This is a genomic window from Haliea alexandrii (assembly GCF_003719295.1).
GTDB classification, from domain to species: domain Bacteria; phylum Pseudomonadota; class Gammaproteobacteria; order Pseudomonadales; family Halieaceae; genus Haliea; species Haliea alexandrii.
The window spans coordinates 1,370,221-1,385,376 of record NZ_RFLW01000001.1; the positions used below are offsets into that span (position 1 = coordinate 1,370,221).

The 15,156-nt window shown below is 61.3% G+C and carries 12 protein-coding genes; 8 read left to right on the forward strand and 4 right to left on the reverse strand.

The window, feature by feature from the left end; all coding sequences use genetic code 11:
• Positions 1 to 210 precede the first annotated feature (210 nt).
• Positions 211 to 819, forward strand: coding sequence for a TetR/AcrR family transcriptional regulator (locus EGJ68_RS06145; protein ID WP_123033596.1), 609 nt, complete (start codon positions 211 to 213; stop codon positions 817 to 819).
• Positions 820 to 822: 3 nt separating this feature from the next.
• Positions 823 to 2,199: a DsbA family protein gene (locus tag EGJ68_RS06150; RefSeq protein ID WP_123033597.1), complete on the forward strand. Its 1,377-nt coding sequence runs from the start codon at positions 823 to 825 to the stop codon at positions 2,197 to 2,199.
• Positions 2,200 to 2,210: 11 nt separating this feature from the next.
• Here EGJ68_RS06150 and EGJ68_RS06155 read toward each other — a convergent pair whose 3' ends face one another.
• A complete protein-coding gene (locus EGJ68_RS06155) occupies positions 2,211 to 3,281 on the reverse strand; it encodes an MBL fold metallo-hydrolase (RefSeq protein WP_123033598.1) in 1,071 nt (356 codons plus the stop codon).
• A 153-nt stretch (positions 3,282 to 3,434) separates the two neighbouring features.
• On the opposite strand from EGJ68_RS06155, the gene EGJ68_RS06160 reads away from it, so the two are divergent.
• Positions 3,435 to 3,821 carry a hypothetical protein gene (locus EGJ68_RS06160; protein ID WP_233248690.1) on the forward strand — a complete coding sequence of 129 codons (387 nt, stop codon included), beginning with the start codon at positions 3,435 to 3,437 and terminating at the stop codon, positions 3,819 to 3,821.
• The gene (locus tag EGJ68_RS06165) at positions 3,822 to 5,663 is read left to right on the forward strand and encodes an arylsulfatase (protein ID WP_233248691.1); all 1,842 of its coding nucleotides are present in this window, start codon (positions 3,822 to 3,824) and stop codon (positions 5,661 to 5,663) included. It abuts the gene before it with no gap.
• Here EGJ68_RS06165 and EGJ68_RS06170 read toward each other — a convergent pair.
• Positions 5,642 to 7,903, reverse strand: coding sequence for a TonB-dependent receptor (locus EGJ68_RS06170; RefSeq protein WP_123033599.1), 2,262 nt, complete (start codon positions 7,901 to 7,903; stop codon positions 5,642 to 5,644). The two genes, EGJ68_RS06165 and EGJ68_RS06170, sit on opposite strands and share 22 nt — an antisense overlap.
• A gap of 246 nt (positions 7,904 to 8,149) precedes the next feature.
• On the opposite strand from EGJ68_RS06170, the gene ectB reads away from it, so the two are divergent.
• The 4 genes from ectB to egtD all read left to right on the forward strand — a co-directional run bounded on the left by ectB (position 8,150) and on the right by egtD (position 12,514).
• Complete coding sequence (gene ectB, locus EGJ68_RS06175; protein WP_123033600.1) at positions 8,150 to 9,403, forward strand: diaminobutyrate--2-oxoglutarate transaminase; 1,254 nt, start codon at positions 8,150 to 8,152, stop codon at positions 9,401 to 9,403.
• 117 nt (positions 9,404 to 9,520) lie between these two features.
• The gene (locus EGJ68_RS06180) at positions 9,521 to 10,249 is read left to right on the forward strand and encodes a PhzF family phenazine biosynthesis protein (RefSeq protein WP_158283529.1); all 729 of its coding nucleotides are present in this window, start codon (positions 9,521 to 9,523) and stop codon (positions 10,247 to 10,249) included.
• Positions 10,242 to 11,513: an ergothioneine biosynthesis protein EgtB gene (egtB, locus tag EGJ68_RS06185; protein ID WP_123033602.1), complete on the forward strand. Its 1,272-nt coding sequence runs from the start codon at positions 10,242 to 10,244 to the stop codon at positions 11,511 to 11,513. The genes EGJ68_RS06180 and egtB overlap by 8 nt, the downstream gene beginning before the upstream one ends.
• A 2-nt stretch (positions 11,514 to 11,515) precedes the next feature.
• On the forward strand, positions 11,516 to 12,514 hold the full coding sequence (gene egtD / locus EGJ68_RS06190) for an L-histidine N(alpha)-methyltransferase (protein WP_123033603.1): 999 nt from the start codon (positions 11,516 to 11,518) through the stop codon (positions 12,512 to 12,514).
• Positions 12,515 to 12,537: 23 nt separating this feature from the next.
• On the opposite strand, the gene EGJ68_RS06195 is transcribed toward egtD, so the two are convergent.
• Positions 12,538 to 14,241 (reverse strand): hypothetical protein, encoded by a 1,704-nt coding sequence (locus tag EGJ68_RS06195; protein ID WP_158283530.1) that lies wholly within the window; start codon positions 14,239 to 14,241, stop codon positions 12,538 to 12,540.
• Between the two features lie 79 nt (positions 14,242 to 14,320).
• Complete coding sequence (locus tag EGJ68_RS06200; protein ID WP_158283531.1) at positions 14,321 to 14,986, reverse strand: hypothetical protein; 666 nt, start codon at positions 14,984 to 14,986, stop codon at positions 14,321 to 14,323.
• Positions 14,987 to 15,156 lie beyond the last annotated feature (170 nt).

The window sequence follows — 15,156 nt, forward strand, 5'->3', positions numbered from 1 at the left end:
CGCTGACCACAATAATTACACAGCCGAGGCGGCAATGGTTTTTGCGGTAATATACACCGTGTGCGGCGTTATTGCTGATGACCTGTGACGTCAGTCCGCGGTCGACCGGCACCGGCGGCGCAGTCGGCTGGGCATTGCATCCTGCCCGTGGCAGAATATTGCATATGAGATGCCATTATATGCGAGCCCTGCAGGCAGCGTGAGAACTCCATGATAAAAGCAACCCAGACCGAGGCTATCGACGGGCGCCGTCAGCGCAGCGAGCGCAGTCGCCAGGCTATCATCCAGGCTGCGGTGGCCTTCATGGAGGAAGGCGTTCTGGTGCCCACGGCGCAGCAGGTTGCGGAGCGCGCCGGTGTGGGTATTCGCTCCTTCTTTCGCCACTTCGAAGACATGGGCGCATTGGCGGAGGCGGTCAATGGACAACTGGGTGCCACCTGGAAAGACCTTTTCACCGGTGGCGACCGGGAGGGTACACTCGACGAGCGGCTCACCCAGGCGATAGAGCGCCACGCTGATGCCTATGAGCAAATCGGCAACGTGATGCTGTCCACGGCAGCACAGCGTTGGCGTTATGAGTTTTTGCGGCAGAACTACGCGCGCGCGCTGCGTGGCCTGCGGCAAAACCTCAGTGACTGGATTCCGGAGCTGAATGCGCTGCCATCGGATGACCGTGAGGCCGTCGATGCCCTTGCTTCGTTCGAGATGTGGCACCGTCTGCGTGAGCATCAGGGCCTGAGCAAGAAGACCAGCACCCGTATCGTCATCCAGCTCATCAGGCCGCTGGTTCCAGATCCTCGACCCGCGAAAGAGGTGTAACGCATGGCTGAGCAATTTACCGAGCAGGGTGGGGCAGCGACCATGGACCCTGGTCCCCTGAAACGCTGGGTTACTTCCACCCTCATGAGCCGTTTGTTCAGCCCCGGGAAGGTCGACAGGCGCAGAGCGCGGGCAGAAAAGAAACGTCGCGCGCAGGGCGCGCCACACCGCATCGAGTATTTTCACCAGGTTGATGACGGATACAGTCACCTGGTGGCGCAGGTCCTGCCGCAGCTGGTGGCGCGCTACGCCGTCGAGCTCCAGTGCCACCTGGTGTCGGGGCCGCAGGGCCGCAACGTGGCCGAGCCTGCTTTATTACTGCAATTGTCACGCTACGACGCGTTTCATGTGGCACCCGAGTACAATCTCGAATTCCCCAAGCAGTCCGGCCCGCCGGCGCAGGCGAACGTGCAACAGGCTGCCGCCATCCTCGCCGCACAAGATGCGCCGGGGTTCGTTGCACTGGCTGCGGATGTGGGGCACGCGCTGTGGGCCGAGGACGCAGGTGCCCTGGCCGCGCTGGCGGCTGCCCACGGCAGCGCCTCGGGGCAGGGCACTGCCGCAGCGATCGCCGCTGGCAGCGAGCGCCGGGCGCACCTGAAACACTACTCCGGTGCCATGCTGTATTACGGTGGAGAATGGTACTGGGGAGTCGACCGGCTCTATCACCTGGAGAAGCGCCTTGCGGCCCTGGGCCTTGATCGCCAGCCCGGGGAGCCCATGATCGCGCCGCGCCCCGACATCGAGACGGGTGGATTGCGTGATACCGGCACCCTGACCCTGGAGCTCTATGCGTCTCTGCGTAGCCCTTACACCGCCATTGTGTTCGACCGGGCCGTGCAGTTGGCGCGTGACAGTGGGGTCAATCTGGCGGTGCGGCCAGTGCTACCCATGGTGATGCGTGGCGTGCCCGCAACGCGCGAGAAAGGCTTTTACATCTTTATGGACGCCGCGCGTGAAGCCCGCGAGGCGGCTGTGCCCTACGGCAGGTTTTATGATCCCATTGGCGAGCCGGCCCGGCGTTGCTATTCCCTGTACCCCTGGGCTGTGGCTCAGGGCAAGGGCAACGAGCTGCTCTCCAGCTTCCTCACCCATGCGTTTGCCAAGGGAACGAACACCAATGGTGACAGGGGCCTGCGCAAGGTAGTGGAGTCGGCTGGCCTCGACTGGCAGGCGGCAGCAGTGCACCTCGGCCAGCCGGGCTGGGAGCAGCGGCTGGAGGACAACCGCCTGGCCATGTACCGGGCGGGCCTTTGGGGTGTGCCGAGTTTCAGGTTGCTTGATGAGAGCGGGGCGCAGCTGCTGGCGCTGTGGGGTCAGGATCGACTGTGGCTGGTCGCCCGCGCCATCCAGCGTCACGTGCGCCTGCGCGCAGGGTGAGCCCGAAGCTTTTAGAGCCCCTTGTGGGTCATGATGATCTCGTCGCTGTTCGCCGGCAGGGAGAAGCTGACGCCGTCTTCGCCGATGGTGTAGTGCGGGAAAATGTCCTCCGCGCCGTCCAGGAACAGGGCTTTCTGCCCCGGAATGATCAAGGGGGGCACGATGTGGTAGTAAAGCAGGTGACCCACCCCGGCGTCACGCGCGGTCTCGGCCGCGTCTACCGGGCTCGCGTGGTAGTCGGGAATGTCATGGGTGATCTGTGCCAGAATCGTGTTGCCATTCTTCACTGCGGCTTCGTGCATCATGTTGACCAGGTTGGGCGCCAGCGCTTCATGCACCAGCAGGTCGACCCCCTGTGCGAACTGTTCAATACCCGCCGTTTTTACGGTATCGCCGGTAATAAGCAGTGATCGCCCCTTGTAGGTGAAACGGTAACCCACCGCAGGTTCTACCGGTGCGTGGTCAACCGCCAGCGCCTCGACCTTGAGGCTCCCGGCTTCCAGTACCGTTGTCAGGGTGCCCGGCGCGGGCTGGGCAAACGGCAGCGCGTTCAGCCCCGCTCCCCGCAGCGGCGCAACGGCATCCCCATGGTGGGCGTGGCGGTAGGAAAAATCCTGCGCGTAGGCCATGTTAAAGCCGGCCACAACGCGCTCTACCCCGTTGGGGCCGTAGACCGGTAGTGGGGTGGTGTTGGCGCCACCGGCCCAGCGTACCGTGCCCATCTCCCCCAGTCCGTCAATGTGGTCGGAGTGAAAGTGTGTGAGGAAAACGGCCTGGATGTTGCCGACCTGATAGCCCATACGGTTGAGGTTGCGCACGCCTTCGGTGCCCGCATCAACCACAAACAGCGACTTGCCGGCGATGACCGCGACGCAGGGCCCCGATGCGCGGGGTGCCGGCAGTGGACCGCCGGCGCCGCAGAGCGCCAGGTGCAGCCCGTCTTCCAGTTCGGCTATCCGGTCCGCCCCCAGGCGCGCCTGCAGGCCGCTTTCCAGCACACGTGCAGCGAGTTGGGCGCGTTGGCCGTAGGCGATCATGGCGGCGAGGATAATCACGCCGGCCAGCAGGCTTATTTTTTTCATCGCAATCTCCGGGGCCGCGTGTGGGCCGAATAGACTTAACCTGTCGCAGGTTACATAATGGCATATAATGTGTCAAAAATAGGATTTTGCCCATTGTGCGCGCCATGCTGTAATCCCGTTCAGGATACTGCGGCGATGATAGGAGTCATGCAAATGCCCCGAATAAAAATTGTCCTGCGTGTGCTGGTGTTGCTGCCCGCATTGTTGTTTGTAGTGAGTGGGATGCGTTGGCTGATTGCCCCCGCAGGCGTTGCGCCATCCTTTGGCCTGACCCTGGGTGACGGGATTGCGCTGAGCTCTCAGGTCGGAGACATGGCAGCATTCTTTCTCACGCTGGGCGCCTGCATGCTGATCGCTCTCATCAGCGGCCGGCGCACCTGGTACTACCCGGCGATCATGCTGTTGTCACTGGCGGCCCTTGGGCGCGTGCTTGCGTGGCTGCTGCACGATGCCGCGCTGGCACTGCACCTGATTGGCCCGGAAGTGCTGGTGTCGATCATTCTGCTGGTTGCAGCGCGCTATCTGCCGGAGGAAAGCTGAGTGCTCAACCGTCCTCGGGCGCCGCGTACGCTTTGGGCGCTGTGCCTGTGTTGTGTTTTGTCCCTGCCCGACCTGCACGCTGCGGAGGCGCTATCGCAGGCGACGCGGCCGAACATCGTCTTTATTCTGGCGGATGACCTGGGTTTCACGGACATCGCGCCTTACGGCAGCGAGGTGAACACCCCCACGCTGTCTGCTCTCGCCCGGCAAGGTGTGCGATTTACCAATTACCATACGGCGGCCAATTGCGCCCCGGCCCGGGCGATGCTACTGACCGGTGTCAACAACCACCTGGCCGGCGTGCCGAATATTCCGGAAATGCTGGCACCCGAACAGCGCCGGCACCCGCATTACCAGGGGGTGCTTGGCGACAATGTGGTCACCGTTGCTACGCTGCTGGAAGGGGTTGGGTATCACACGTATATGGCGGGCAAGTGGCACCTCGGTGCCACTCCGGAAAAACGGCCCAGCCGTCGCGGGTTCGAGCGCACCGTTGCCCTGATGGACTCGGGTGCTGACAATTGGGAGCAGCGGCCCTATCTGCCGCTGTATGATGAGGCCAACTGGTTTGCGGACGGTGAACGCTTCACCCTGCCAGATGACTTCTACTCCTCGCGCTTTCTTGTCGACAAGACCATTGAGTTTATCGGCAGCAATTTGCAGGACGGCAAACCCTTCTTCGCCTATCTCCCGTTCATGGCTGTGCACATGCCGGTACAGGCACCGCAGGCATTTACCGACCGTTACGACGGTGTGTACGCCAGCGGCTGGGATGTGCTTCGTGAGGAACGCCTGCAACGCGCGGTAGCGCTGGGGATCGTGCCGGCGGATGCCGCGCTGCGGACGATGCCGGGCAGCGGTGACTGGCAGGCGCTATCAGAGCAGCGCAAACGGTACGAGGCCAAACGCATGGCGGTTTACGCCGGCATGATTGAAGCCATGGATTTTCACCTCGGGCGACTCGTCCGCTACCTGAAGTCTCAGGGTGCCTACGAGAATACAATTTTCATTTTCACATCGGATAACGGCAGTGAGGGCAGTGGCCCCGCCGATCCCACCGCGCTGTCTTCCCGTCTGGGTGCCGCGTTCATGGGTTACCACGTGGACTATGCTCGCCTCGGCCTCAAAGGCAGTTACAACACCATCAGCCCGGGTTTTGCCAGTGCCGCTGCGAGCCCGCTGGCGTTCTATAAATTCTACACGGGTGAGGGTGGAATGCGGGTGCCGCTGATTATTGCCGGAGCGCAGCTGCAGCGCCGGAATGCAGTGCTCCCCGCGTTTGCCTGGGCGACGGACATCACCCCAACCATTCTGTCTCTCACTGGCACGTCGCAGCCGGGCGAGCGTTACGCGGGCAAGCCGGTGCAGCCGATAACGGGGCGTGATTTGACGCCGCTGCTGAGGGGTGAAAAACAGCGTGTCTACACAGAGGACGATGCCGTCGGCTACGAACTGACCGGTCATGCCGCCCTGTTTCAGGGTGATTACAAGCTGGTGCTCAATCGGCCGCCGCTGGGGGATGGGCAGTGGCATCTGTACGATATCGTCAGCGATCCCGGAGAGGTTGTCGATCTCGCTGGCGACCGGCCCCGCCTGCTCCAGCGTATGCAGGCACGCTACGCACAATACCAGATCGAAAACGGCGTGCTGCCGCTGCCCGCAGGGTATTCACAGATGCGGCAGCTGGTTGCCAACACGGTGCGTGCTCAGTACACGGATGCGGTTTTGATCTTGCTGCTGTCGCTGCTGGTATTGCTGCCGTTCCTGGTGGCCCACCGCATGCGGGTGAAGTACCGCAGGCAAAGTGCAACGTCTGACGATCAGCCCTGGTCGAAATCGTAACGCAGGGTGACACCATAGGTTCTGGGCGGGGTAAGGAAGTAGGCGTCCGTGTCGGTGACAGGGTAGGGCGTGAGCGTCTGCACCGCGTATTCTTCGTCGCCCAGATTCTTGCCCCACACACTGACCGCCCAGCGGTCATTGCGCCAGCCGACGGTCACGTTGATGTTGCTGCGGTCCTGCCGGTCTTTGTCCTCTAGCTGCTCGGTACTGGCTGAATTGGTCCAGTGATCTCCCATCACGGTGTAGTCGCCGCGCAGGTAGGCGCTGCCGTCCGCCAGAGGCAAGGCGAACGTTGCCGCGAGGCTGCCGCTGAGTTCCGCGGCATACGGCAGCTTGAGGCCCTTGTCGGGGCCTTCTGTGAACTCATAGGTATGCAGGTACTGTACACCCAGGCTCAGAGTGAGGTTGGAGGCCGGCAGGGCGTCCAGCTGCAGGTCGACACCCGACACCTCGGCTTCACCCTGGTTGGACGTGACCTGCCCCAACCCCGATGCCGCCTGCTGCGAGCTTTGCAGTTGGTTGATCTCCGTCAGAAACAGGGTGGAGTTGAGGCGCAGACGCGCGTCAAGCAGCGTGCTCTTCAGTCCCAGTTCGTAGCTGATGGTGTCTTCATCATCGAATTCCCGTTCCTCCGAGGCACCGGCCACACCATTGAAACCGCCTGACTTGGTACCTGTGGACACGCTGCCAAAGAGCAGATTGCTGGCCGTCAGGTTGTAGCTCAGGCTGGCCAGCCAGTCGACATTGTCTGCCTTGCGGCTGAAGCGCTCATCAATTTCCGGGCGGGCGGCGGCGAGCAGTGAAAATGGCGGGAAGATTCCCTGTTGTGCCAGTAGGGCAAGCAGGGGCGCAGGCAGGTTCTCCGGGCTTTGTGCTGTCAGCGCGGAGGACTCCACTGCCACAAACAGGTCGGCGTCCTTTTGCTCTTCGCTCCAGCGCAGGCCGGCGGTGAATTGCCAGTCGTCACTCATCTGCCAGCTGGCCCGGCTGAACAGGGCGATGGTTTCAGTGGCAAAGTGATTGTCCTGGACGGAGCTGTCCCCTGCGGCCGCAATCAGGCCCAGTTGGGGGCCGAAAATGCCTGTGCCGACGCCAACATCAGCGCCTACCAGTGCGCCCAGTTCGCCTTCAAACTCGCGGGTGTCCTGCTGGAAGTAGTACAGGCCGAGCATGTAGTCAATGTGATCGGTACTGGCACTGAAACGCAGCTCCTGGGAGAAGCTGTTCCCGGACTGCGGCTGGTTGAGGAACGTGGTGTCCAATACCGAGCGACTGGTTTCCTGTGAGGACTCTACGTCGTACTCGTCCCAGGCGGTAATCGATTCCATCATCCCCCACTCTGTCTCGTAGTCGACATGCAGAGAGGCGGCAGTGGATTCCTGCTTGAACGGGGTGAGCGTGTCCTGGGCGGTTCGCTGGTCAAAAGGATTATTGCCCAGCGGCGGTAATCCTCGGTCGATAATTGCCTGCTCGGCAATGGGGTCGTGCACGGAATCCGGCGCGCAGCAATTCATGTCGCGCCGCAGGTGGCTGGTTTGCAGTAGTACAGACAGTCGTGCGGTGGGCTCCCACAGTACTTTGCCGATGAGGTTCCACTCGTCGGCGTCGTTGAGATCCGGGCCGGCAGCGTTCTGCAGGTAGCCGTCGCGCTGGTGTGCATTGCCTGCCACTCTGAAAGCAACGGTGTCGCTGATGGGAGTGGAGAGCGCGCCGGTAAGCCGGCTCATCGCGTAGTTGCCCGCGGTCAACTCCAGATGACCCTCGGGGTCGTCCAGGTTGGGTGCTTTGGTGGTAATGCTGATGGCGCCGGCGTTGGTGTTCTTGCCGTACAGCGTGCCTTGCGGTCCCTGCAGAACTTCAATGCGCTCTACATCCACCAGGTCGGATACTGCGAGGCCAGAGCGATTCAGATAGACGCCATCGACGAAGGTGCCCACTGAGGGTTCAAGAAATGTCGATCCCGGTGTGCCTATGCCGCGGATGGCAATACGCGTGCTGAAGGGGCTGATATTGGCATTGATGTTGAGTGCGGGCGTCAACAGGGCGATATCAGACGCATCGCGGATGTTGGCTTGTTGGATCTCATCTTCGGTAAACGCGGTTACCGTGACGGCAATGTCTTGAAGACTTTCCGCCCGCTTGGTTGCCGTGACGATCACTTCCTCCAAGGCTCCGGCCTGGGCCAGTGCTCCGTTGCTGACGATGAGAAGTGCGGCGACTAGCGGCCGGGTTGCAGTCATTGTGGCGTTCCCCGAGTTTCTGTTTTATAGCGACACATATTATGCCAAATTATAACGGCACAGAATATGCCGAAACCGCTCCCCGGGCAAGCAGGGCTGTGAAGCTGTTGGGGACAGTCGGCGCCCTGTTTGTGACACCTGGCAGTTGGTTTGACGGGAACGACCCGCGGCGACAGGAATGACGCGCGCGATTGCGCTATAATCGAACATCTCCCACATCCGCACCCGCACAGGAGAAAAAAACCCGTGGAAGTTTTTGACGAGTACGAATCCGAGGTTAGAGGTTACATCCGCTCATTTCCCACGGTTTTTGACAAGGCTGTTGGCTCGGAATTGTTTGATGAGGACGGCCGTCGTTATATCGATTTTTTTGCCGGCGCCGGCACGCTGAATTACGGACACAACCCGGAGCGCGCTGTGGAAGCGCAAATCCAGTATTTGCAGGATCGGCGTATTGCGCATGGCCTCGACAAGGCCACCGTGGCCAAGAAGGCCTTTCTGGAAACCTTCATTGAGAAGATTCTCGAGCCGCGGCAGATGGAGTACAAGCTCCAGTTCACGGGGCCGACCGGCACCAACTGTACCGAAGCTGCCATGAAGCTTGCCCGGCAGGCCACAGGACGCAACCTGATCGTTGCATTCACCAACGGCTACCACGGCCACACCATGGGTGCACTGGCCGTGACCGGCAACCAGGCCTACCGCGATGAATCCTACGGTGCGCGCGGGGCAGTGAATTTCATGCCCTTCGACGGCTTCCTGGGCGACATGGACACCCTGTATATTTTTGAACGCTATCTGGATGACAAGGGCTCCGGCCTGGAAGCACCGGCGGCGGTGATTGTGGAAACGGTGCAAGGCGAAGGCGGTATCAATGTGGCTTCCAGCGCCTGGTTGCAGGGTCTGGAAAAACTGTGTCGAAAGCATGGCATTCTGCTGATCGTCGACGACATTCAGGTTGGCAATGGCCGTACCGGCAAGTTTTTCTCGTTTGAAGAGGCGGGGATCAGGCCCGATCTTATCTGTCTGTCTAAATCCATTGGCGGTGGCAACCCCATGGCAGTGCTGCTCATCAACCCCGAGGTCGATGTCTGGTCTCCGGGTGAGCACACCGGCACATTCCGCGGCAATTCGCTCGCCTTCGTTGCAGCAAAGGAACTCATCGACCAGTACTGGTCCGATGACCACCTCACGCAAGAGGTTTATCGCAAGTCCGAGATTGTGCTCGAGACACTGCGCGGGCTGCGAGACGAGTTTCCCCAGCTGAACAGCAGGGTCAAGGGTCGTGGCCTGGTAGTGGGCATCGAAACGCCCATCGACGGGTTTGCGGCTGAAGTGTCCGCTGCGGCTTTCGAGCGCATGCTGATCTCCGAGACCTGCGGCGCGGATGGTCATGTCAATAAACTCTTCGTGGCGTTGACCATTGAAGACGATATTCTTCGCGAGGGTCTGGATATTTTTGCTGATGTCTTTCGGGAGGTGGCGCGCAAACACGCCTGAAGCGGCGTGAGGCGGGCTACCCGATAACGGCACAGCGTGGCAGAGCACACGATTCGCGCCTTCGTTCCTGCCGCCGACGGGTTCTCTGTAGAAGCCGCCGGCGGGAATGTTTGCTTGGTGCAGGTCCTTGACTGCGCCCCCGCCACTCCGCCTGCGAATGCTTCCAGGCACACGGTCTGCCAGTCGTGGACGGAAGAGGCTACGGAAGGCGCTGTAGTCTTTGTACGCTGCTTCACACCGCAGGGACGCCCGATTGAGTGTTGTGGCCACGGCCTGTTGGCGGTGGCGCACATCTGGCTGCAGCGCCCGCATCGCGACCTGTTGATACTTTCCATGCACCAGAGCACTGTGCACTGTTGGCACAGCAATGGCCTTACCTGGTTGAGGTTTCGGCGTGAGAACGTAGTGGCGGCCACGGTGCCCGCGTGGACAGCAGCCGTTTTCCCCCAGCGGCCGCAGCCGGTGGCAGCAGCGATCTGCGGTGGCGAGCGCGGTTACCTGGTGCTGCAATGGCCGGATGATTATGACCTCAGGGGCCTCGCACCGCCGGGGCGAGCCCTGACGCAATGGTCACAACGCGCGGTCATCTGCACGGCAGCACAACCCGCGTCCGGTAACGCTGCCATCACGCTGCGCTATTTCGCGCCTCAATACGGTGTGCCCGAGGATGCGGCCACCGGTTCGGCCGTCAGGGTACTGGCAGATTACTGGTCTCATCGTTTCAACACCCTGAGCGCGGTGCAGTGTTCGCCCGAGGGTGGGCTGCTCATGACGATGCTTGCGCCCGACCATGTCGAGGTCGGAGGGTATTGTATTCCCACCGGCGAGGTCGCCAACGATGCCTGAACAGGGGTTGTACGAACATTTCAGGCAGGTGCGCGCGCAATCACTGGCGGCGTGCGAGCCATTGGCCATCGAAGACTATGGCTTGCAGGCCGAGGCCTTCACCAGCCCGCCAAAATGGCATCTTGCCCACACCAGCTGGTTCTTCGAAACATTTCTGCTTATCCCGTTTCTTCCCGATTATGAAACGCCCAACGCGCAGTACGCGGTGTTATTCAATTCCTATTACAACGGGGTCGGGCAACAGTTTTCTCGACCCCAGCGCGGGTTGCTGTCGCGCCCTACCGTGAATGAAGTCAGGGCCTACCGTTCGCATGTTGACGGTGCCATGGCGCGGTTGCTCGAAGATAACGCACACCCGCAGCGTGCCGCGATTTTGCAGCGCAGCCGCCTTGGCATTGAGCATGAGCAGCAGCACCAGGAGCTGTTCTACACCGACCTCAAGTATTCATTGTTTGCCAACCCGCTCTACCCGGCGTACAGGGCATTACCCTCGCTGCCATCAACCGCACCTTCCGATAGACAAGCGTTACGGTGGCTGGAATATGCCGGCGGTCTGGTTGAAGTTGGTGCGCGGTCGGAAGCGACAGCGAGCAACCTGTTTGCGTTCGACAACGAGGGCCCCGCTCACCGCGTGTATCTGAACCCCTTTGCGCTCGCGAATCGGCTGGTCACCAACGAGGAATACCAGGCATTTATCGATGACGGCGGTTATCGTCGCCCCGAGTTCTGGCTGGCAGATGGCTGGGCCGTAGTGCAGGAACAGGGTTGGCGTCGACCGCTGTACTGGCTTGACGAAGGTTCGACACCCGCGCAGTTCACCTTGTATGGCGTACAACCGCGCGCTCCGCACGTGCCGGTTACCCACTTGAGCGGCTACGAGGCGGATGCTTACGCCAGTTGGGCGGGCGCACGCCTGCCCACCGAATTCGAGTGGGAAGCCGCCGCGGGCGCGCAGTCGCACCCCGAATCCTTATTCCTTCCATCGCGTTTGCATCCCACCGCCGCGAGTGGCACGGGCCCTCTGCTGCAATTGTTTGCCGATTGCTGGCAATGGACGGGTTCTGCCTACAGGCCTTATCCGGGCTTTAAAGCAGGTGCCGGCGCCATTGGCGAGTACAACGGCAAGTTCATGGCCAATCAGTGGGTGCTCCGGGGTGGGTCCTGTGTCAGCCAGCGGGGGCATGTGCGCACCACCTATAGAAATTTCTTTTATCCGCAGGACCGCTGGCAGTTCAGTGGATTGCGTCTGGCGAGAGATCTTTAGTCATGGATGGCAAACGAGACGATACCGACCATCTCAGCAGCGCTGCGCCGGCCAACGTGGTGTTTGAGAACCTGCACCCGGCGCAAACCGAAAGTCGTGCCGAGCTCCTTGCCGGGTTGCAGCGGGCGCAGAAGCGTGTTGACCCCAAGTATTTCTATGACGCCCACGGCTCGGCACTGTTCGAACAGATCACACAACAGCCAGAGTACTACCCGACCCGCACCGAGAAGGGCATTCTCGATGACTATGCCGCTGAAATAGCCGCTTGCTGTGGCGCCGACTGCGTGCTGATTGAGCCGGGCAGTGGTAACAGCGAAAAAGTTCGCCTGCTGTTGGACGCCCTGCGGCCAGCGGCCTATGTGCCGGTCGATATCTCCAGCGAGTTTCTGTACGCAACGGCGGTAAAACTCGGGGGTGAATATCCGTGGCTCAAGATCCATGCGGTGTGTGCTGATTTCGGGTCGCCGTGGCAGGAGCAGGTGCAATTGCCTGTGGGGCGCCGCGTTGTGTTCTACCCGGGTTCCACTATTGGCAACATGGAGCCCTCGCAGGCGCAGGCGTTTCTCTCCGGCCTGCGCCGTTGGCTGGGTCGCGACGGCGGTATCCTGATCGGGGTGGATCTGCACAAGTCAGAGGCCCGGCTGAACGCCGCTTACAACGATTCCCGTGGTGTCACCGCCCAGTTCAACCTGAATATCCTCAACGCGCTGAATCGGCAGGCTGACGGCAATTTCAGGCAAGATACGTTCTCACACCGGGCCTTCTATAACAGCGAGCTCAAACGCATTGAAATGCACCTGGTCAGCAACGAGGCGCAGACGGTTGCGGTGAATGGGGGCAGTGTTCACTTCAGGCAGGGCGAGACGCTGCACACCGAGAACTCCTACAAGTATAGCCTGCAGCATTTTTCAGCCTTGAGCGAGTCTGCCGGTTTCGCGTTGGAAAAGAGCTGGCTGGATGCGGATGAGCTGTTCAGTGTTCATTATCTGACGGTCGCGTAGTGCGTGGCGCTGCAGTCAAGCGTTCAACTTTTCCTCGCCGAAAGTTTCCGCAACTGCATACCCGCGATCCCCAACAAGCCGAAAACAAGCAGCAGGAGAGACCAGGGTTGGCCTGCAGGAATCGCCACGACACTCCCTTCGACTCCGGCGCCCCGTGAGCTGACGGTAATGGGCGCCTCGAGGCGGCGCTCGCTCCCATCGGGCGCAACACCCAGCAGCACCAGCGTATGCGGCCCGGGCGGGAAGTTTTCCGGCACCGTGATCACGAAGCTCACGCGGCCGAATTCGTCTGCCTCCTCCTCCCCGACTAACACCGGGGTGGACTGCAGCCAGGCGCGCACTAGGGAGAACGGCTTGAAGCCGGTGGCTGATGCATTGAACACGTCCCCCGGAAGCAAGGGGGGATTGATGACTAGCTCAATGCCATTGACTGACGGCGGCGGAGTCAGCGGGGAGATGGCGTGGCCAACGCTGACCGTTTCATTGACTGCCAGCCGCACTCCCGGCAGTGTTCGCGTCCCATCGCCGATGGTGATGCGCTCTTCGAGGTGCAGTAACAGGGGTGGAGGGTCCGGGGTCGGCGGCGCCGTTGCGTAGCGCAGGACCCACCAGCCACCGGTTTGCCCGGCCGGGCGGGGTAGCATATCGTTGAAGAAGAGTAAGGTGCCGCCATTGTCGCTGATGCGCGGGCTGTGGATGCGGAAGGGCACCGCGTCTGTTGTGCCAGTGTCGATGTCCAGGCGGCTGAAAGGTTCGTCCTCCGGCGCCAGCCAGAGCCCATCGCCGGAGATGGCTACGGAGGCGTACTTTTGCAGGCCTGTGATTTCACGGCTACCTGCACCTTCGGTCCACACAAAGGTGTGATCCTCGCCATCGGCGGCCGTATCCCGATTTTCCGTGTACACCACCCGCTGGCCGTTATCGGAGATCCCGAGGTTCTCATCTCCAAAAAGGTCATCGCCGCAGTAGATTCCGGAAACGGTGGCACCCAAGGTATCCTGGCTCACCTGCATGACCGTGCCATTACCCGGGGCACTGCGGTATGCCTGCGGTCTGCCGTTGGCAGCGGGCAAGTCGGTCGCATTCGAGCAGAACAAAACGAACTGCCCGTTATCCGAAATGCCCTGCGCTGACGAGTCATCGTTTGGCAACGCACCCGTGGCGTCGAACGCAGCGAGCGTTAGCGCCCCTGTCGCGACCTCCAACCTCAGGGTCTTGATTGTAAAGTCATCGCCAAACGTGAGCAGGCCGCTGCCGCTGATGCCCGTGGCTTCGAAGCGGCGTCCCTCGCTAGAGAAAGTCACGTAGCGGCCGTCGCCGCTGATGAAGGCTCGGTCCTGGAAGTCTGCAATTTCTCCCGACCCCAGGCTTGCCGTAACCCTGGCCAACTGCGCGCCGGAATTATCGACCACCAGCAGGGCTTCGGGCCGTCTGCCCCTACCCGGACGGTCGACAACCAGAGCGATGCGGGTTCCGTCGTCGCTGAGGGATGGCCCTACCGCATTGGGAAAGTCGAGATCGGCGTCCCAGGTGGTGGTTCTCAGCAACAAGGTGGTTTGCGTGTCAGTCTCGAGGTTGCGCAGATATAGTGTAGGGGTGGCCCCATTTCGATCTGCCCAGGCCATGACCTTGGCGTCGCCGGACAGGGCCGGATCGGCTACTGAACCCGGGCCGACATCCGGCACATACTCGGGCTCAGCAGCCAGGGGCGCGTGGGCGAAAGCCATCAGCAGCGACGCCAGCACCAGCGGCTTTAGGCGAGGCGCGTTACGGAACGGACAGGCGGCGCGGACCATCGACGCAGCCTCAACTAAAAGAAAATGTAACGCTGAGGGACACGACCTGGCCCGGCAGAACAACGACGGCCGAGTCGAGCGTCTTCATCGTGAACGGCGCTTTTTTGGGAAGGAGGAAGGCCGGATCTGGAAAGGGGCCGGGCGAGTTCACTTTATATTGTGCCGCGGACCAAACCTCAGAAATACTGTAGCTTGCGCCGGAGATGCAAGTAGCGGGGAGCTTCAGGTCACGCTCCAGCGTGAACGCGGTGCGTGCGTCGTTAAGCGTCAGTGACGCGCGTGTGGCGAGATCGAAGCCAATGTCCACCGGGATCGGCAAACCCGTCAGGGCATTGCATTCCGCGCTGTCGACCGTCCCGGACGTGCCCACCAGGATGCGCCAGCTGCTCAGGGAGTTGTCGATCTCCGAACCGAAGGTGAGCAGGCGGACGAGCAGAAATTCTCCCGACGGTAGCAGCGCATTGCGAAAATGTCTGGTCGAGACCTCGCGGCCCTCACTGTCGGAAACGGTGATGGTCCAGTTGCCGTGCACCGTGATGCCCTGGCGTGCCGCGTCTGCGGTCTCGCCGGCCGCTGTCCAGGTGGCAACAAGGCCGAGAAAACCGGCCAAAAACCACGGTCTTGGATGCGCTGAAGCGCGGCTTTTTCGGCCAGCCAATTGAACATCTTTATTCATGAGAAATCCCCGGTGTTTTGTCGAGCTTTGCCGCGCGCCCGGTGGCGGCTACACAGGCTCTAACGCAAACGAAGGCTGATTACCGCCATCTCGGAGCGAATTTCTCAGAAAAGGTGGCTGCCCCTCGACAGCCACACTGTTTACACAGTTTGTGAAGGGGTTCACTTGCC

Excerpts from the sequence above, each read along its gene's own strand:
- EGJ68_RS06155 (WP_123033598.1), bottom strand. The coding sequence starts at position 3,281 with ATGAAAAAAATAAGCCTGCTGGCCGGCGTGATTATCCTCGCCGCCATG.
- EGJ68_RS06170 (WP_123033599.1), bottom strand. The coding sequence starts at position 7,903 with ATGACTGCAACCCGGCCGCTAGTCGCCGCACTTCTCATCGTCAGCAAC.
- EGJ68_RS06150 (WP_123033597.1), top strand. The coding sequence starts at position 823 with ATGGCTGAGCAATTTACCGAGCAGGGTGGGGCAGCGACCATGGACCCT.
- egtD (WP_123033603.1), top strand. The coding sequence starts at position 11,516 with ATGGATGGCAAACGAGACGATACCGACCATCTCAGCAGCGCTGCGCCG.
- EGJ68_RS06195 (WP_158283530.1), bottom strand. The coding sequence starts at position 14,241 with ATGGCTTTCGCCCACGCGCCCCTGGCTGCTGAGCCCGAGTATGTGCCG.
- EGJ68_RS06160 (WP_233248690.1), top strand. The coding sequence starts at position 3,435 with ATGCCCCGAATAAAAATTGTCCTGCGTGTGCTGGTGTTGCTGCCCGCA.
- EGJ68_RS06200 (WP_158283531.1), bottom strand. The coding sequence starts at position 14,986 with ATGAATAAAGATGTTCAATTGGCTGGCCGAAAAAGCCGCGCTTCAGCG.
- EGJ68_RS06145 (WP_123033596.1), top strand. The coding sequence starts at position 211 with ATGATAAAAGCAACCCAGACCGAGGCTATCGACGGGCGCCGTCAGCGC.
- egtB (WP_123033602.1), top strand. The coding sequence starts at position 10,242 with ATGCCTGAACAGGGGTTGTACGAACATTTCAGGCAGGTGCGCGCGCAA.